At 72.9% G+C, this 17397-nt stretch carries 15 protein-coding genes; 6 read left to right on the forward strand and 9 right to left on the reverse strand.

Going from position 1 to position 17397, the window contains the following annotated elements:
- Positions 1–80: 80 nt before the first annotated feature.
- Positions 81–1889: a glycoside hydrolase family 15 protein gene (locus ABEA10_RS44810; RefSeq protein WP_345474796.1), complete on the reverse strand. Its 1809-nt coding sequence runs from the start codon at positions 1887–1889 to the stop codon at positions 81–83.
- Positions 1890–2082: 193 nt separating this feature from the next.
- On the opposite strand from ABEA10_RS44810, the gene ABEA10_RS44815 reads away from it, so the two are divergent.
- Positions 2083–3570, forward strand: a complete 1488-nt coding sequence (locus tag ABEA10_RS44815) for an MFS transporter (RefSeq protein WP_345474797.1) — start codon at positions 2083–2085, stop codon at positions 3568–3570.
- A 69-nt stretch (positions 3571–3639) separates the two neighbouring features.
- Here the strand turns inward: ABEA10_RS44815 and yczE are convergent, their stop codons facing one another.
- Complete coding sequence (yczE, locus tag ABEA10_RS44820; protein ID WP_345474799.1) at positions 3640–4230, reverse strand: membrane protein YczE; 591 nt, start codon at positions 4228–4230, stop codon at positions 3640–3642.
- Between the two features lie 87 nt (positions 4231–4317).
- Between yczE and yczR the strand changes: the two genes are divergently transcribed.
- The gene (gene yczR / locus ABEA10_RS44825) at positions 4318–5736 is read left to right on the forward strand and encodes a MocR-like transcription factor YczR (protein ID WP_345474801.1); all 1419 of its coding nucleotides are present in this window, start codon (positions 4318–4320) and stop codon (positions 5734–5736) included.
- A 13-nt stretch (positions 5737–5749) separates the two neighbouring features.
- On the opposite strand, the gene ABEA10_RS44830 is transcribed toward yczR, so the two are convergent.
- Positions 5750–6880, reverse strand: coding sequence for a M20/M25/M40 family metallo-hydrolase (locus tag ABEA10_RS44830; protein WP_345474803.1), 1131 nt, complete (start codon positions 6878–6880; stop codon positions 5750–5752).
- Between the two features lie 67 nt (positions 6881–6947).
- Between ABEA10_RS44830 and ABEA10_RS44835 the strand changes: the two genes are divergently transcribed.
- Both ABEA10_RS44835 and menC read left to right on the forward strand, forming a co-directional pair.
- Positions 6948–7721, forward strand: a complete 774-nt coding sequence (locus ABEA10_RS44835) for a hypothetical protein (protein ID WP_345474805.1) — start codon at positions 6948–6950, stop codon at positions 7719–7721.
- Entirely contained in the window at positions 7722–8828 is a 1107-nt protein-coding gene (gene menC / locus ABEA10_RS44840) for an o-succinylbenzoate synthase (RefSeq protein WP_345474807.1), read from the forward strand.
- Positions 8829–8876: 48 nt separating this feature from the next.
- Here the strand turns inward: menC and ABEA10_RS44845 are convergent, their stop codons facing one another.
- The 4 genes from ABEA10_RS44845 to ABEA10_RS44860 all read right to left on the reverse strand — a co-directional run bounded on the left by ABEA10_RS44845 (position 8877) and on the right by ABEA10_RS44860 (position 11284).
- Positions 8877–9341 (reverse strand): tannase/feruloyl esterase family alpha/beta hydrolase, encoded by a 465-nt coding sequence (locus ABEA10_RS44845; RefSeq protein ID WP_345474809.1) that lies wholly within the window; start codon positions 9339–9341, stop codon positions 8877–8879.
- Positions 9317–9535: a tannase/feruloyl esterase family alpha/beta hydrolase gene (locus ABEA10_RS44850; protein ID WP_345474811.1), complete on the reverse strand. Its 219-nt coding sequence runs from the start codon at positions 9533–9535 to the stop codon at positions 9317–9319. The genes ABEA10_RS44845 and ABEA10_RS44850 overlap by 25 nt, the downstream gene beginning before the upstream one ends.
- A complete protein-coding gene (locus tag ABEA10_RS44855; RefSeq protein ID WP_345474813.1) occupies positions 9522–10103 on the reverse strand; it encodes a tannase/feruloyl esterase family alpha/beta hydrolase in 582 nt (193 codons plus the stop codon). The genes ABEA10_RS44850 and ABEA10_RS44855 overlap by 14 nt, the downstream gene beginning before the upstream one ends.
- A 278-nt stretch (positions 10104–10381) precedes the next feature.
- A complete protein-coding gene (locus ABEA10_RS44860) occupies positions 10382–11284 on the reverse strand; it encodes an aldo/keto reductase (RefSeq protein WP_345474815.1) in 903 nt (300 codons plus the stop codon).
- A gap of 87 nt (positions 11285–11371) precedes the next feature.
- Between ABEA10_RS44860 and ABEA10_RS44865 the strand changes: the two genes are divergently transcribed.
- Positions 11372–12085 carry a TetR/AcrR family transcriptional regulator gene (locus tag ABEA10_RS44865; RefSeq protein WP_345474817.1) on the forward strand — a complete coding sequence of 238 codons (714 nt, stop codon included), beginning with the start codon at positions 11372–11374 and terminating at the stop codon, positions 12083–12085.
- Between the two features lie 89 nt (positions 12086–12174).
- On the opposite strand, the gene ABEA10_RS44870 is transcribed toward ABEA10_RS44865, so the two are convergent.
- Together ABEA10_RS44870 and fdhD are read right to left on the reverse strand one after the other, a co-directional pair.
- A complete protein-coding gene (locus tag ABEA10_RS44870; RefSeq protein ID WP_345474818.1) occupies positions 12175–13212 on the reverse strand; it encodes an alpha/beta fold hydrolase in 1038 nt (345 codons plus the stop codon).
- Positions 13213–13287: 75 nt separating this feature from the next.
- Positions 13288–14103 (reverse strand): formate dehydrogenase accessory sulfurtransferase FdhD, encoded by an 816-nt coding sequence (gene fdhD, locus ABEA10_RS44875; RefSeq protein WP_345474819.1) that lies wholly within the window; start codon positions 14101–14103, stop codon positions 13288–13290.
- Positions 14104–14184: 81 nt separating this feature from the next.
- On the opposite strand from fdhD, the gene fdh reads away from it, so the two are divergent.
- Positions 14185–17397 (forward strand): formate dehydrogenase, encoded by a 3213-nt coding sequence (gene fdh / locus ABEA10_RS44880; RefSeq protein ID WP_345474915.1) that lies wholly within the window; start codon positions 14185–14187, stop codon positions 17395–17397.

A 17397-nucleotide genomic window follows, 5' to 3' on the forward strand; every position in this document is an offset into this window, starting at 1 on the left:
CGGCACGGGCCGTCGCGAGCGACGGCCCGTCCGGGGCGCCGGAAGCCGTCCCCGGCCGGCGGGGCCTGGTCGAACGGCCGCTACGGCCGGGCGGCGGCGTGGCGTGCGCCGCGCATGCCGTCGTGGCCTTCGAGGTCGTAGGCGGTCAGCACCAGGGGCACGTGGCTGAACGCCTGCGGGAAGTTGCCGACCTGGCGCTTCAGCCGCGGGTCGTACTCCTCGGCGAGCAGGCCGACGTCGTTGCGCAGGTCCAGCAGCCGCTCGAACAGGTCCCGCGCCTCCTTGCCCCGGCCGATCTGCTGCAGCGCCCCGGCCAGCCAGAAGCTGCACGCGAGGAAGGCTCCCTCGCGGCCGGGCAGGCCGTCGACGCCGTGCTCCTCCTCGCCGGTGGCGTACCGCTCGACGAACCCGTCGGTGGTCAGCTCCCGCTGCACCGCCTCGACCGTGCCGATGACCCGGGGGTCGTCCGGGGGCAGGAAGCCGACGCGGGGGATGAGCAGCAGCGCCGCGTCCAGCTCACGTGAGCCGTACGACTGGGTGAAGGTGTTGCGCTCGGCGTCGAAGCCCTTCGCGCAGACCTCACGGTGGATCTCGTCGCGCAGCGCGCGCCACTTCTCGACCGGGCCGCGCCGGTCGAAGTTCTCCACCATGCGGACGGCGCGGTCCACCGCGACCCAGGTCATGACCTTGGAGTGCACGAAGTGCCGACGCGGCCCGCGGACCTCCCACAGGCCCTCGTCCGGGTCGCTCCAGTGCCGCTCGACGAAGCCCATCATCGAGCTCTGCAGCGACCAGGCGTGCCGTTCCTGCTGGATGCCGCTGTTGATGGCGAGGTACAGCGAGTCGGCGACCTCGCCGTACACGTCGAGCTGGAGCTGCTTGGCCGCGGAGTTGCCGACGCGGACCGGCCGGGAGTTCTCATAGCCCGCCAGCCAGCCCAGCTCGTACTCCTCCAGCCGCCGTTCGCCGGCCACGCCGTACATGATCTGCAGGTCCTCGGGGCTGCCGGCGACCGCGCGCATCAGCCACGACCGCCAGGCCTTGGCCTCGTCGCGGTAACCGCTGCGCAGCAGTGCCTCCAGCGTCATCGTGGCGTCGCGCAGCCAGCAGAAGCGGTAGTCCCAGTTGCGCACGCCGCCGACCGCCTCGGGCAGGGAGGTGGTGGCCGCCGCGACGATGCCGCCGGTCGGGTCGTACGTCAGCGCCTTGAGCGTGGCGAGCGAGCGGACGACGGCGTCGCGGTAGCGGCCGGAGTAGGTGCACTGCGCGGACCACTCGGTCCAGAACCGCTCGGTGCCGGCGAGCGCCTCGTACGGGTCGACGTCGCGCGGGGCCGGCAGGTGCGAGGGATGCCAGGTGAACACGAACGGCAGCGAGTCGCCCTCGCAGACGACGAACGTCGCGCGGTGGGCGAAGTCGCGCCCCTCCAGCTCGATCGGGCTGCGCAGCCACACCGAGTCGGGGCCGGCGATGCCGGCGAGGTGGTCGCCGGTCCGCCGCATCCACGGGATGGCCTGGCCGTAGTCGAACCGGATCCGCAGGTCCAGGCGCATCGGCACCCGCCCGGAGACGCCCTCGACGATGCGCACGACGTCCGCCGCTTCGCCGCGCTCGGGCATGAAGTCGACGACGCGGACGGTGCCCTCCGGGGTCTCCCACTCGGTCTCGAGGATGAGCGTGTCGCCCCGGTAGCGCCGCCGGGTCGACTTACCCCCGGCGACCGGCGCGATCTGCCAGCGGCCGTTCTCCGGGTCGCCGAGCAGGCCGGCGAAGCAGGCGGGGGAGTCGAGCCGCGGAAGACACAGCCAGTCGATGGACCCGTCGAGTCCGACGAGAGCGCAGCTGAACAGATCACCGATGAGCGCATAGTCCTCGATGGGCGCAGACAATGCGATTCCCCCTTGTCGTGGCTGATTTCGGCCCAGTGCGTACGGTAACGCGGCTCCGCGCCCCGTACCCGGCGAATCTGCCGACCTGACCGGCTGTTTACCTATGCCGATGACGGTAAGTAATCCCTCGGTCGCCGCTTTGGTGGATCGGCCTGGTCGCAAGCCGGAGCGACACCGGATCGGGGGCGGCGGAATGAGCAGTACCGACGAGACCGTACGAAGCCTGGTGCCCGCCCGGATCGACCGGCTGCCCTGGTCGCGGTTCCACACCCGGATGATCGCCGCGCTCGGCGTCGCCTGGGTCCTGGACGGGCTCGAGGTGCAGATCGCCAGCATCGTCGGGCCGGTGCTGCAACGCGCGGACACGCTTCACCTCGGCTCCGGCCAGGTCGGCTTCGCCGGGACGGTCTTCCTGCTCGGCGAGGTGCTGGGCGCGCTGGTCTTCGGCCGGATCTCCGACCGGCTGGGCCGGCGCCGGCTGTTCATCGTCACGCTCGGGCTCTACCTGGCCGCCAACGCCCTCACCGCGCTGTCGTTCGGCTACCCGATCTTCCTCGTCTTCCGGTTCGCGGCGGGGGCGGGGATCGGCGGGGAGTACGCCGCGATCCACTCGGCGATCGACGAGCTGATCCCCGCGCGGTACCGGGGCCGCGTCGACCTCGCCGTCAGCGGCACCTACTGGTTCGGCGCGATCCTCGCCTCGCTCGGCGAGTACGTGCTGCTCGACCCCCGCCTGCTGCCGCCGGACATCGGCTGGCGCGTCGGGTTCCTCATCGGACCGCTCATCGGCATCGCCATCTGGAGCCTGCGCCGTACGCTGCCGGAGAGCCCGCGCTGGCAGCTCGTCCACGGCCGCGCCCGCGAGGCGGAGCGGACGGTGGCGCGGATCGAACGCGAGGTCGAGGCGTCCGGGGCCCGGCTGCCCGCGGTCGACGAGAGCCGGTACATCGAGGTACGGGCGCGCGAGCCGGTGTCGTTCACGCTGGTGGCGCGGACGCTGTTCCGTGAGTACCCCAAGCGCTCGGTGCTCGGCGCGGTCCTGATGATCAGCCAGTCCCTCCTGTACAACGCGATCTTCTTCACGTACGGGCTGGTGCTCAAGCACTTCTACGGCGTTGCCGACCACGACGTGCCCAAGTACTTCTTCCCCTTCGCCGTGGGCAACCTGCTCGGCCCGCTGCTCCTCGGCCGGCTGTTCGACACGATCGGCCGCCGGCAGATGATCGCGGGCACGTACCTCTTCTCGGGCGCGCTCATGGCCGTCAGCGGTTACCTGTTCGAGCGCGGCCTGCTGACGGCCGTCACGCAGACCGTGCTGTGGTCGGTGATCTTCTTCGTCGCGTCGGCCGCGGCCAGCTCGGGCTATCTGACGGTCAGCGAGGTCTTCCCGATGGAGCTGCGCGCCCAGGCGATCGCCCTGTTCTTCGCGATCGCCCAGGTGTTCGGCTCGTTCGGCCCGACGATCGTCGGCTCACTGATCGGGGACCAGGCGCACCCCGACCGGAGCCGCCTGTTCGTCGCCTACCTGGTCGCCTCCGGCGTCATGGGCGCCGCCGGGCTGGTGGCGGCGTTCTGGGGCGTACGGGCCGAGCGCACCTCGCTGGAGGAGGTCGCCGCGCCCCTGTCGTCGGTGCGCCGCCCGCGGGACCATCTCGACGGCAGGCTCGGTCCCGGCGCCTGAGAGGCTGTTGGGGACCCTCGCGCGCAACAGGGCATGGGGCTCCCCAAGAGCCTCTGAGCCCGCAGCGGGTCAGGCCGCCGCCGGGGAACGCTCGACCGTCAGCAGCGGCAGGAAGACGTGGGCGAGCGGGCCGATCGTCACGGCGTACAGCAGCGTGCCGACGCCGACGGTGCCGCCGAGCGCCCAGCCGAACAGCAGCACGGTCACCTCGATGCCGGTGCGCACGATCCGTACGGAGTGGCCGCGCGCCGCGAGGCCGGTCATCAGCCCGTCGCGCGGGCCGGGACCGAAACCCGCGCCGATGTAGCAGCCCGTCGCGAAGCCGCCGAAGAGGATGCCCGCGACCAGGTATCCCGAGCGCAGCGGAAGGCCGTGCGGGTCGGGCAGCAGCCAGAGGAACAGGTCGGTGAACACGCCGATGAGGATGACGTTGCTGATCGTGCCGAGCCCGGGGCGCTGCCGGAGCGGGATCCACAGCAGCATGACCAGGGCGCCCGCGATGATGATCCAGGTGCCGATCGACAGGCCGGTCTGGCGTGCGAGGCCCTGGTGGAGCGTGTCCCAGGGGTCGTTGCCCAGCCGGGAGGCGACCTGCAGGGCGATGCCGAGGCCGTACAGGGCCAATCCGACGTACAGCTGGGCCAATCGGCGTATGAGCACGGACCCTTTCCTTCCTTCACGGTGTTCCCGGCAATTACCGCAGAAGAGTGGCTTGAAAGATAAGGGCCAATCGTGAAAAGTGGCCCTATGTCGACCAGGTCCATCAACGCCGCCAACCTCGCCCGTCTCCTCGGCGGACCGCCCGCGAGACGGCCGTACTACGCCGCGATCGCCGCCACGCTGCGCGGCCTCGTGCTCGACGGCCGCCTGCCCCTGCGCACGCGGCTGCCCGCCGAGCGCGACCTGGCCGCCGTCCTCGGCGTGAGCCGCACGACGGTCACCTCGGCCTACGACGCGCTGCGCGCGGACGGGTACGTCGAGAGCCGCCAGGGCGCCGGGAGCTGGACCACCCTGCCGGCGGGCACCCCGCTGTCGGCCCGCCACGCGCTCGCCGAGGACCGCACCCTCATCGACCTCGCCTGCGTGGCGCCCGCCGTGCCGCCCGGCTTCGACGAGTGCGTCGCCGCCGCCGTCGCGGAACTGCCGCGCCACACCGGCGGCCCCGGCTACGAGCCGCTGGGCCTGGCCGTCCTGCGCCGGGCGATCGCCGCGCGGTACACCGCCCGCGGGGTGCCGACCCTGCCCGAGCAGATCCTCGTGACGACCGGCGGGCAGCACGCCCTGTGGCTGGTGCTGCAGACCCTCGTACGCCCCGGCGACCCCGTCCTCGTCGAGTCGCCGACGTACCCGCACGCGCTCGACGCGCTCCGCCTGGCCCGCGCCCGGCTCGTGCCCGTGGGCGTCAACGCGGGCTGGGACCTGGAGCTCATCGCCGGCGGCATGCGGCAGGGCGCGGCCCGGCTCGCGTACCTGATCCCCGACTTCCAGAACCCCACCGGCCGCCTCATGGGCGACGACGACCGTGCGGCGCTCGTGGCCACCGCCCGCGCCACCGGCACGTACGTGGTGAGCGACGAGATCTTCACCGAGCTCGCCATCGACGACGTGCCACGCCCGCGGCCGCTCGCCGCGCACGACACCGACGGCCGCGTCATCAGCGTCGGCTCGGTGTCCAAGCTGGTGTGGGGCGGCCTGCGGATCGGCTGGATCCGGGCCGGGCAGGCACTCGTGCGCCGGCTCGCCGAAGCCCGCGACGCGGTCGACCTGGCCAGCCCGGTGCTCGAACAGCTGATCGTGTCCGAACTGCTCGGCCGCGTCGAGCCGATCATCGCCGCCCGCCGCGTGAGCCTGCGGGAACGGCGCGAGGCCCTCATCGCCGCACTGCGCGACGAACTGCCCGGCTGGGAGTTCACCGTCCCGCCGGGCGGCCTGTCGCTGTGGGTCCGGCTGCCCGGCGTCTCCAGCACGGCCCTGGCCGCCGCGGCGGCGCCCCACGGCCTGCACATCGTCCCGGGCACCGCCTTCGGCGTGGACGGAGTGCTGGATGACCACCTGCGCGTGCCGTACGTCCTGCCGCCGGAGGAGCTGCGTGAGGCCGTCGCCCGCCTGGCCGCCGCCCAGAACGGCGCGGCCACCGCCCAGCCGCCCCGGCCCGCGTACGTCTAGAGGCGCCGTCCGGTCACCAGGGCGCGGCGATGATGGCGGCGAGCAGGGCGGCGCGCTCGGCGAGCGCGGGTACCTCGATCGACTCGTCCTCCGCGTGGGCGCCCCGGCCGCGTGGGCCGAAGCCGTCGAGCGTGGGCAGGCCGAGCGAGCCCGGCAGGTTGGTGTCGCCCGCGCCCGCCGCCGGGCGGCCGGTGATCCGCTGGCCCAGTGCCGCGCCGATGCGTGCGACGCTCTCCAGCAGCGGGTTCTCCTCCCGCTCGGGCCAGGTCGGGCGGCTCGACAGCACCGTGGCCTGCACGACGGCGCCCGGGCGGCGCGGCTCGGCCCCGGTCAGCGCGTCGAGCACCCGGCGCTCGGCCTCGGCGGAGGCGAACCGCAGCCCGATCTCGGCCGAGGCGCTTCCGGCGACGACGTTGGCCCGGCTGCCGCCCTCGATCCGCCCGACGTTGAACAGCGTCGTGCCGTCGTCGGGCACCGCCGCGCGCGCCGCCGCCACCTGGTCCAGCAGCTCGTCGATGGCGGAGATCCCTCTGCCGGGGTCGAGCGCCGCGTGCGCCTCGCGCCCGTGGACGCTCAGCAGGACGCGGGTGCTCCCGCGGCGCGCGCTCTTCAGCGCGCCGTCCGGGTGCGGCGACTCCAGGCCGAGCACGGCCACCGCGCCGTCGAGGTGGCGTTCCACCGCCGCCCGGCCGCTCGGGCTGCCGACCTCCTCGTCGGCGACCGTGACCAGGCGCACCCGCCGCGCCGGCGCCGCGCCGGCCTCCGCCAGCGCGCGCATCGCCATCTCGACCGCGACCAGGCCGCTCTTCATGTCCAGGGTGCCCGGACCGGCGATGGTGGTCCCGTCGTCGGTGTAGGGCATGGTCGCCAGGCGGCCGACCGGCCAGACCGTGTCGTAGTGGCCGACCAGCAGCAGATGCGGGCCGTCCGCGGGGCCGAAGTCGGTGACGAGATGGCCGTCGTCGCGGGAGACACGCCCGCCCGCCTCCCGCTGCCCGGCCTCGATCAGGTCGGCGCAGCGGGCGAGCGCCTCGGCGTCACCGGACGGTGACTCGGCGAGCGCGTACGCGCGCAGCCGTGCCCGGCCGAAGGGGAGCAGATCGTCCGCCGCGGCGATCAGGCGTCGTGCCAGGTCGTGGTCCATGGATTTGATACTAAACTTGCCGTGAAATCGCCGTATTGATCGTCATTTGCCGCCAGAAGAGAAGATTTTGCCACTCTCTCCGCCGATCACCGTACGACCTCTCACCACGGCCGCCGAGATGCGCGCGGGCGTGGAGGTCTACCGCACCGCGTTCGCGCTGTCCGCCACCGACCCGGCGGTCAGCCCGCGGCTGCTCGCCGCGCTCTCGCGCAACGCCGGCTCGGTGATCGGCGCCTTCGCCGGGGACGAGCTCGTCGGCTTCACCTACGGCTTCCTGGGCTCGGACTCCACGACCGTTTACCACTACTCGCAGGTCGCGGCGGTGCTGCCCGGCTGGCAGGGCCGGGGCGTCGGCCGCACGCTCAAGTTCAGCCAGCGCGAGTACGTCCTGTCCACCGGTGTGACCGTCATGCGCTGGGCCTTCGACCCGGTGCGCACGCACAACGCCCACTTCAACTTCGACGTGCTGGGCGCCACCGGCCGCTGGTTCACCCGCGACCTGTACGGCGTCGAGGACTCCGGCCGCGACCCCGGCATGCGCACCGACCGGCTGATCGTCGAGTGGGACCTGCTGACGGACACCGCACGCGACCTGCCGCGCCCGCCGCACGTCGGCTGGGCCGAGGTCCGCCGGGAACCGGACGGTGACGTGCTGGTCGGCATGCCGCGCGACTGGGACGGCCTGGTCTCCAGTGACCGGCGCGCGGCGCACCACCTGCGGGACGACGTCGCCGACGCGCTGACCCGGCTGACGGGGGAGGGCCTGCGGGCGATCTCCTGCCGGGTCTGCGACGGCCACACGGCCGTCTACCGTTTCCGCCCGAGCCGCGAGGAGGGCTGAGTGCCGCGCGTGACCACGGTCGAGGCGTTCCGGCTGAGCCTGCCGCTCGTCCACGCCTTCCAGACCAGTTCCCACCGCAAGACCCATCTCGAGCACATCCTCGTCCGCGTCGCCGACGCGGACGGCGCCGTCGGCTGGGGCGAGATCGCCTCGCCCAGCGACCCGTACTACTGCTCCGAGACCGTCGACATCTGCCGGCTGACGCTCCAGCGCTACCTCGCGCCCGCGCTGCGCGGCGCGGACTGGGACCACCCGGTCCAGGTCGGCGCGCTCTGGAAGCGGATCCGCGGCCACCACTTCGCCAAGGCCGGCCTCGACATCGCCTGCTGGGACCTGTGGTCGCGGGCGGCCGGCACGCCGCTCGCCCGCGCGCTCGGCGGCGACCGCCGGGCCATCGAGGCCGGTGTGAGCCTGGGCATCGAACCGACCATCGACGACCTGCTCGTCCAGGTGGGCCGGTACGTCGCCGAGGGGTACCGGCGGATCAAACTCAAGATCGCTCCGGGCTGGGACGTCGAGCCGGTGCGCGCCGTCCGCGAGGCCCATCCCGGCCTGCCGCTGCACGTGGACGCCAACGGCGCCTACTGCGAGGACCAGAAGGACGTCTTCCGGGCGCTCGACGGCTTCGGCCTGACCATGATCGAACAGCCGTACGCGCCGGGCGCCCTCGCCGCGCACGCGCGCCTTCAGGCGCGCCTGGAGACGCCGGTCTGCCTGGACGAGTCCGTGGACGACCTGGACCAGCTCGACACGGCCCTGGAGATCGGCGCGGGACGCGTCCTGAACATCAAGGTCTCACGGATGGGCGGCCTGACCGCCGCGAGCACGGCGCACGACCGCGCCGTGGAGGCAGGCTGGCGCGTCTGGTGCGGCGGCATGCACGAGTTCGGCGTGGGCCGCGCGGCGAACGTGGCGATCGCGTCGCTGCCCGGCTTCACCCTGCCCAGTGACGTGTCGGGGTCGGACAAGTACTACGCGCACGACGTGGTGGACCCCCCGATCCGCGCGGCGGAGGGCTTGGTGCCGGTGCCGGAGACGCCCGGCCTGGGCCATGAGGTCGACGAGTCGCTCGTCCGCCGCCTCGCTTCGGAGACCGTGAGCATCTGACCCCCGGAACCCCTCGCCCCGACCGGGCGAGGGGCTCCCGGCGGGCTCTCAACCGTTCTCGCGGGCGGTGAGCCAGGTCCGCGACGGCCTGCAGACGAGCCGCGTGCCGTTCGCCGCGTACCGGGTCTGGTAGTCGCCGGAGTACAGCCGCTCACCGAGCCAGTGGTAGCCGACGGGCGGCTCCTGCCGCGGCGTGGCGGGCCGGAAGTTCGCCGCGTCGTCGACGCTGCCCGTGCCGTCGTAGCGCGCGACCGTGGGGTAGGGATACACCGGCCGGGTGCGCGTGACCGTGCCGTTCGCGACCTTCGAGGCGACGATCGTCCCGGGCTGCCGGCCGCTCTCCACCCACGCCATCACGGGGGTGAGGACGTAGCCGTGCCAGAGCAGGAGCCTCCCGCCGGAGCGCTCGAAACGGCCGAGGTCCGGGTCCATCGCGGACAGGTAGCTGGAGGACCGCACGGTCTTCCAGAACGACGCCACCGTGAACTTCAGGTCGGAGAGGGGGACAGGCACGTCGCCGGGTCCTGCCCGGCCCGGCACAGCAGGGTCCCGGGGTCGAAGTCGCAGCGTCGCGGATCGCCGATCAGGCCGTCCTTCAGGCCGTCGAGCCCGTCGCAGGCGGCCAGAACGGCGCGGTGGATCAGCGGCAGCCTCCCGGCCAGAAGGATGTAGCGCCGTCCTCGTCCAGGTTGGTCAGGACGTTCCACGCGTGGTGGAAGGTGTTCTGGACGACCATGTCGTTGGCGGGCGCGCCGGCGGCGATGCCGTCGAAGTCGCCGGGTATCGCTGGGCCTCCATCAGCGCCTCGCGGCCGCCGTCGGAGCAGCCGTCGAAGTAGGAGTAGGCGGGCGAGTGGCCGTGGAACCGGGCGATGACGGCCTTGGCGGCCTGGGCCGTCACGTGCTCGCTGCGGTAGGCGAAGTCGATCTGCGCCTGCGGGTCGTACGCCGCCCAGGACCCGTCGTTCTGGCCCTGGTGTCCCATGTCGGTGGTCGCACTGGCGATCGTGCCGTCCGCGATCGGCGCGCAGGTCGACGCCTCCGTGTAGCCGATGTTCGCCGAGCCGCACTCGCCGCCGCACCCGGTCTGCACGTAGCGCTGCGTCCAGCCGTTCACGGGCAGGCGTATGACGAGCGTGTCGGCCGGGGCGATGGACCCGCGGACGTCGCAGTACGGCGCGGGGGCGCCGGCCGTCGTGACCGTCGCGGATTTGATCGTCACCGCCGCGTCGGTGACGTGGCCGAGGTCCAGGCCGACCAGGGCGGCGCAGTCCATCACCGGATTCAGCGGGGGCAGGTCGGCCAGGCCGTTCGCGGTGACCGGACGGCCCGTGGGCCGCGCGCCGGCCGCGGCGGTCCGGCCGGCACCAGGGCCACCACGAGGGCCAGGACGGCGAGCACGGCCGTCGGCCGGAACCGGACGCCCACCCCCCTCACGAGCGAGCGCGCGCCCGGTCTCCGCCCCGGCGAAGGACCGTTCACGGTCGACGAGCCGTTCGTCCGCCGCCTCGCCTCAGAGTCCCTGAGCATCCGATCCGGCCGGCCAGCGGTTGCTCAGCGGTGGCTCTCCGCCGCGGACCTGAGCGCGTCGAGCGTGGACCGGTGCGGCCGGTCGAGGACGGCCTTCGACTCGTCGACGAGGCCGGTCAGGCGGGCCACCTCGGCGTCGGTCAGGTTCTGCGCGACCTCGGCCGCGGCGGTGTTGGCGCGCAGGTGATCGGGGTTCGCCGTGCCGGGGATGACGACCATGGCGGGGGAGCGGCGCAGCAGCCAGGCCAGCGCGACCTGGGCCGGCGTCGCGCCGAGGCGCTCCGCGGGGGCGGTCAGCTCGTCGTGGCCGGTGAGCCGCCCGGAGGCCAGCGGGAAGTAGGGCACGAACATGATGCCCTGCGCCTCGCAGTCGGCGAGCACCTGGACGCCGCTGCGGTCGAGCAGGTTGAAGCGGTTCTGCACGGCCGCGATCGGCGTCATCTTCTGGGCGCGGGCCAGCATCTCCGGCGACGCGCCGGACAGGCCGATACGGCGGATGAGTCCCTGGTCTCGCAGCTCGACGAGCACGCCGAGCGAATCCTCCAGCGGTACGTCGCTCGGCGGCGCCGGACCGTCGCCGCCGAGCCGCAGGTACGTCAGCTCGCTCGCCTCCGTGCCCAGGTCGACCAGCGCCTCGTGGACCTGCCGGCGGACCGTGTCCGGGTGGTCGGTGATGATCCACGACCCGTCGGGGCCGCGCCCGGCGCCGACCTTGTTGCCGACGATCACCCCTTCCGGGAACGGCCGCAGCGCCTCCCCGATCAGCCGGTTCACCGTACGCGGCCCGTACGCGTTCGCGGTGTCGAAGAACGTGACCCCCAGCTCGACCGCCAGGCGCAGCACCCGCCGCGCCGCGTCGGGGTCGTCCGGTGGCCCCCATACGTTCGGCCCGGCGAGTTGCATGGCGCCGTATCCGAGACGATTCACTGGCTTCTCCTCGATGTATCACTGCTACGCCAGTTCGCGTAGCGCTGTCCGTTCCAGTGATACGCCGAATGCCGTAACATCGCAACCGTGGACGACGCGAAGATCCGTACCCGGCGGCAGATCCTCGAGGTGGCGGCCGACATCCTGGAACGGGAGGGCGCCCAGGCGGTCTCCACCCGTTCGGTCGCCGCGGCGGCCGGCATCCGCGCCGCCTCGCTCTACCAGTTCTTCGGCGACAAGGACGGCCTCCTGTCGGCACTGGCGATCCACGGCTTCGACATGTACCTGGCCGAGAAGCGCGGGCTGGCGCACAGCGGTGATCCGGTCGACGCCATGCGCCGCGGCTGGGACATGCACGTCGACTTCGGCCTGCGCCATCCCGCCTTCTACCTGCTGATGTTCGGCACCGACCGCGCCGGCCGCCGAGCGCCCGCCGCCGACGAGGCAGGCGACCTCCTGCTGAAATACCTCGACCGCGTCGCCGCCGCCGGCCGTCTCCGGGTCCCGCCCGCCCTCGCCGCCCGCCTCTGCCTGGCCGCCGTCACCGGCGTCACCCTGACGCTGGTCGGCGCCCCGGCCGAGGACCGCGACCCGGAGATCTCCGCGCGAATGCGCGACGCCCTCATCGACTCCCTCACCACCGGCCCGCCCACCGACCCGCCCCCCGCCACGGACACCGGCCTCGCGCCCCGGGCCCTCGCCCTCGACGCCGCCCTCACCGCAGCGGACCAGGCCACCCTCCCGCTCCGCCCGACCGAAACCGCCCTCCTGCGCGACTGGCTCGACCGGCTCGCCCGCTGACCCGGACGGTTCCCGCGACCTGTCCGGCGCGGCCGCGACACCGCGCCACCCCCGATGCGGCGCATGCGCCGTCATCGCGACCGCGGCGTCTAGCGCGACGCGCCCGTGCCGGCCTGGGCGATGTGCTCGGCGATGAGCCGGGCGATCTCGCCGGGCTGGGTCAGCGGCACCCAGTGCGGGGCGCGGACCGGGCGCACCTGGAGCCGGTCGGCGAACGGCCGGGCGGCCTCGGCGGCCAGCGCCGGTGTCACGAACGCGTCCCCCGTCGCGACCACGATCTGGGTCGGCACGGTCGTACGGCGCTCGCCGACGGCGCGGCGGCGGGCGAGCATGTTGGCGCGGTAGAGGTTCACCCCGGCGGCGGCGTCCTCGGCGAGCGTCGGTGCCGGGTGCGTGCGGACGGCCACGCCCTCGGTGCGCTCGAGCAGGCCCGCCCAGCGGCGGGCGAGCACGTGCCGCCAGACGAGCTCGGGCACGACGGGGGTCTGGAACGCGGCGATGTACCACGAGTGCGCGAGCTGCCGCGCGACCGCCCGTACGCCGGAGGGCCGGCGCAGGCCCGCGCGCATCCACCGCGCGGCGTGGTCGAGGCACGGGCCGGAGATCGAGGTGAACGAGGCGAACCGCTCCGGCATCGCGCAGACCGCCTCCCAGGACTGGATCGCCCCCCAGTCGTGACCGGCCAGATGCACGGGCGCGGTCGGGCTCACCGCGTCGAGCACCGCCCGCATGTCCGCGACGAGGTGCTCGAACCGGTACGCGTCACGCCGCCGGGGCCGTGACGAGGCGCCCGCACCGCGTACGTCGTAGGTGATGACGCGGAACCGTGCCGCCAGCCGCTCGGCGACCCCGTCCCAGACCGCGTGGGTGTCCGGAAAGCCGTGCACGAGCAGGACCGCAGGACCCCGGCCACGTTCATGAACGGCCAGGTCGACGCCGTCCCCCTGAACCCGCCGCGAAGTCACCACAGCCTGTACATCGGCGCCGTTCCCGTTGTCGCGTCCGCTCCTTACTCGCTCCGCGGGCGGCTCGTCCCTCACCGCCCACTCCGCTCGCTCGGTCGCTTCCGCTCGTGCCGACTGGTCGCGTCCGCTCCTCACTCGCTCCGCGGGCGGCTCGTCCCTCACCGCCCACTCCGCTCGCTCGGTCGCTTCCGCTCATTGGACACGGCGTGCAATATATGCCGGGCCGACCCCACCGGGTCAAGCATCGGATTTGATCCGGCCGGCGTCGGTGTAGACGTTCATCGACGTGCCGCGCAGGAAGCCGACGAGTGTCATCCCCGCCTCTTCGGCCAGGTCGGCCGCGAGCGAGGAGGGCGCCGACACGGCGGCCAGCGCGGGGAGGCCCGCGAGCAGCGCCTTCTGCGTCAGCTCGAACGAGGCGCGCCCGCTGACGAGCAGGACGTGCCCGGTCAGGGGCACCCGCTTGTCCTTCAGCGCCCAGCCGACCACCTTGTCGACGGCGTTGTGCCGCCCGACGTCCTCGCGCATCGCCAGCAGCGTGCCTTCGGCGTCGAACAGCCCGGCCGCGTGCAGCCCGCCCGTGCGGTCGAAGACCCGCTGGGCGTCGCGGAGCGTCCCGGGCAGCCGCGCCAGCGTCTCCGGGTCCAGCCGGACCGGGTCCGCGCGCACGTCGTACCGCGATCGCTGCCGGATCGAGTCGATGCTCGTTTTGCCGCACACCCCGCACGCGCTGGTCATGAGGAACGACCGGTCGACCGAGACCTCGGGCGGCTCGACGCCCTCGGCGAGCGTGACGTCGATGACGTTCATCGTGTCGGTGTCGGCGCAGTAGCGCATCGCCCGGATGTCGTCGCCGGACCGCACCACGCCCTCGCCGTGCAGGAACCCGGCGACCAGGTCGAAGTCGTCGCCGGGGGTCCGCATGGTCACCGACAGCGGGCGCCCGGCCAGCCGGATCTCCAGTGGCTCCTCGACCACCAGCGTGTCGGGACGCCCGCGGGCGCCCCGCTCGTCGATGTGCGCGACCCGCCGCCGTACCGTCACTCGGCCCATGCGCCCGACGCTACTCCTTTGAGCGGCGAAGACGCCGCCGCGTAAGGGGGCGGTGGCAAGATCACCGCCAAAGGATGTTCAATAGGGCGCGTGGGCATCGAGTATTGGCCGGTACTCCGCCAGCTCACCGGTTCCGACCGGCTGGGGCGCGGGAAGGCCGCGCGGTCGAAGGGCACCGACGCACTCCGGGCGCGGACGGACCAGGCCGATCGGGTCGTCGAGTCCGTGTGTCCCTACTGCGCGGTCGGATGCGGGCAGAAGGTCTACGTCAAGGACGAGAAGGTCATCCAGATCGAGGGTGACCCGAACTCCCCGATCTCGCGCGGGCGGCTCTGCCCCAAGGGGTCGGCCAGCAAGCAGCTCGTCACCTCCCCGGGCCGGCAGACCACGGTCCTCTACCGGCGTCCCCACGGCACCGAGTGGGAGCCGCTCGACCTCGACACGGCGATGGACATGATCGCCGACCGGGTGATCGACGCGCGGCGGCGCGGCTGGGAGGACACCTGCGACGGCAAGCCCGTCCGCCGCACGATGGGCATCGCCAGCCTCGGTGGGGCCACGCTCGACAACGAGGAGAACTACCTCATCAAGAAGCTCTGGAGTGCGCTCGGCGCGATTCAGATCGAGAACCAGGCCCGTATTTGACACTCCGCCACCGTCCCCGGTCTGGGGACCAGTTTCGGACGCGGCGGCGCCACCACGTTCCAGCAGGACCTGGTCAACGCCGACTGCATCGTCATCCAGGGCTCGAACATGGCCGAGTGCCATCCGGTCGGGTTCCAGTGGGTGATGGAGGCCAAGGCGCGCGGCGCGAAGGTCTTCCACGTCGACCCGCGGTTCACCCGCACCAGCGCGGTTGCCCACCGGCATGTGCCCATCCGGGCCGGCAGTGACATCGTGCTGCTCGGCGCGCTGGTCAACCATGTGCTGAGCGGCGGCCACGACTTCCGTGAGTACGTCCTGCACTACACCAACGCCGCGTCGATCGTGAGCGAGGACTTCCGCGACACCGAGGACCTCGACGGCCTGTTCTCCGGCTACGACGCCGAGACGCGGGAGTACGACCCGACGAGCTGGGCGTACCAGAACGGCGACGCCCAGGCCGCGGCCGGACAGTGGGAGGAGGCGCGGACCGAGGAGCCGGGCACCCGCTCGCACGAGCACGGGCCCGGCGCGACGTTCGAGGCGACGCCGTCGCAGACCGGGCACGCGCCGCGGCGCGACGAGACGCTCCAGCACCCGCGCTGCGTCTACCAGATCCTCAAGCGGCACTTCGCGCGGTACACGCCCGAGCTGGTGGAGGAGATGTGCGGCATCGGCCCGGAGCGGTTCGCCGAGCTCGCCGACGCGATCGTGGCGAACTCCGGCCGCGACCGGACCACCGCGTTCGTCTACAGCGTGGGCTGGACCCAGCACACGGTCGGCGCCCAGTACATCCGCACGGCCGCGATCCTGCAGCTGCTGCTGGGCAACATCGGCCGGCCGGGCGGCGGCATCCTCGCGCTGCGCGGACACGCGAGCATCCAGGGCTCCACCGACATCCCGACGCTGTTCAACCTGCTGCCGGGCTACCTGCCGATGCCGTACGCCCACGAGCACGAGAACCTCGACGCCTACCTCGAACGCGCGGCCGGCGACACGGGCTTTTGGGGCAACAAGCGCGCCTACATGGTGAGCCTGCTCAAGGCCTGGTGGGGCGACGCGGCGACCGCGGACAACGACTTCTGCTTCGACTACCTGCCGCGCCTGACCGGCGACCACGGCTCGTACCACACGGTGCTGGACCAGATCGCCGGAAAGGTCAAGGGCTACTTCCTGATGGGGGAGAACCCCGCCGTCGGGTCGGCGGGCGGGCGGCTCCAGCGGCAGGGTCTCGCCGCGATCGAGTGGCTCGTGGTCCGCGACCTGAACCTCATCGAGAGCGCCGAGTTCTGGAAGAACTCCCCGGAGATCGCCGCCGGCGAGACCGGTCCCGAGCGGATCGGCACCGAGGTGTTCTTCCTGCCCGCCGCCGCGCACACCGAGAAGGACGGCACGTTCACCAACACCCAGCGGCTGCTCCAGTGGCACCACAAGGCGCTGGACCCGCCGGGAGACGCGCGCAGCGACCTGTGGTTCATCTACCACCTCGGCCGGCGCGTACGCGAGCGGCTGGCCGGCTCAACGGACCCGAATGACCGGCCGATCCAGGATCTGACCTGGGACTATCCGGTCGATGGCCCGTACGGCGACCCCTCCGCGGACGCCGTGCTGCGCGAGATCAACGGCTGCGACGGCGACGGAAGGCCGCTCTCCGGCTTCACCGCGCTGAAGGACGACGGCTCCACCTCCTCCGGCTGCTGGATCTACGCCGGCTGCTACGCCGAGGGCGTCAACCAGACCGCGCGCCGCAGGCCGGGACGGGACCAGTCCTGGGTGGCGCCCGAGTGGGGCTGGGCCTGGCCGGCGAACCGCCGCATCCTGTACAACCGCGCCTCCGCCGACCCGGAGGGCCGTCCGTGGAGCGAGCGCAAGGCCTACGTCTGGTGGGACGGCGAGCAGTGGACCGGGCACGACGTGCCGGACTTCGAGAAGACCAAGCCGCCGTCGTACGAGCCTCCGGAGGGCGCGACGGCGCAGGACGCCATCGCCGGCACCGACCCGTTCATCATGCAGACCGACGGCAAGGCCTGGCTGTTCGTGCCCAAGGGACTCGTCGACGGGCCGCTGCCGGCGCACTACGAGCCGCAGGAGTCGCCGGCCGTCAACCCGCTCTACGCCCAGCAGGAGAACCCGACCCGGCAGCTCTACCCGCGGCGTGACAACCGCTACCACCCGGCTGGCAACACGGTGTACCCGTACGCCTTCACCACGTACCGGCTGACCGAGCACCACACGGCGGGCGGCATGAGCCGGTTCCTGCCGTACCTGTCCGAGCTGCAGCCGGAGATGTTCTGCGAGGTCTCCCCGGCGCTGGCGGCCGAGCGCGGGCTGACCAACGGCGGCTGGGCCACCATCGTGACCGCGCGGACGGCGATCGAGGCGCGGGTGCTGGTCACCGGCCGGATGGCGCCGCTGCGGATCCAGGGCCGCACCGTCCACCAGGTCGGCCTGCCCTACCACTGGGGCTCCTCCGGCGTCGTGCGGGGCGACTCGGCCAACGACCTGCTGTCCATCGTGCTGGACACGAACAGCCACATCCAGGAGAGCAAGGCCGCGACCTGCGACATCCGCCCCGGCCGCCGTCCCCGGGGCGCCGCGCTCGGCGACCTCGTACGCCGCTACCGCCGCCAGGCGGGAATTCCGGAGGACTGA

Source organism: Actinoallomurus oryzae, from assembly GCF_039541955.1.
GTDB lineage: Bacteria > Actinomycetota > Actinomycetes > Streptosporangiales > Streptosporangiaceae > Actinoallomurus > Actinoallomurus oryzae.

Bases quoted from the DNA above. Each gene is read 5' to 3' on its own strand.
- ABEA10_RS44815 (WP_345474797.1), top strand. From the start codon at position 2,083: ATGAGCAGTACCGACGAGACCGTACGAAGCCTGGTGCCCGCCCGGATC.
- yczR (WP_345474801.1), top strand. From the start codon at position 4,318: ATGTCGACCAGGTCCATCAACGCCGCCAACCTCGCCCGTCTCCTCGGC.
- ABEA10_RS44830 (WP_345474803.1), bottom strand. From the start codon at position 6,880: ATGGACCACGACCTGGCACGACGCCTGATCGCCGCGGCGGACGATCTG.
- ABEA10_RS44855 (WP_345474813.1), bottom strand. From the start codon at position 10,103: ATGGACTGCGCCGCCCTGGTCGGCCTGGACCTCGGCCACGTCACCGAC.
- fdhD (WP_345474819.1), bottom strand. From the start codon at position 14,103: ATGGGCCGAGTGACGGTACGGCGGCGGGTCGCGCACATCGACGAGCGG.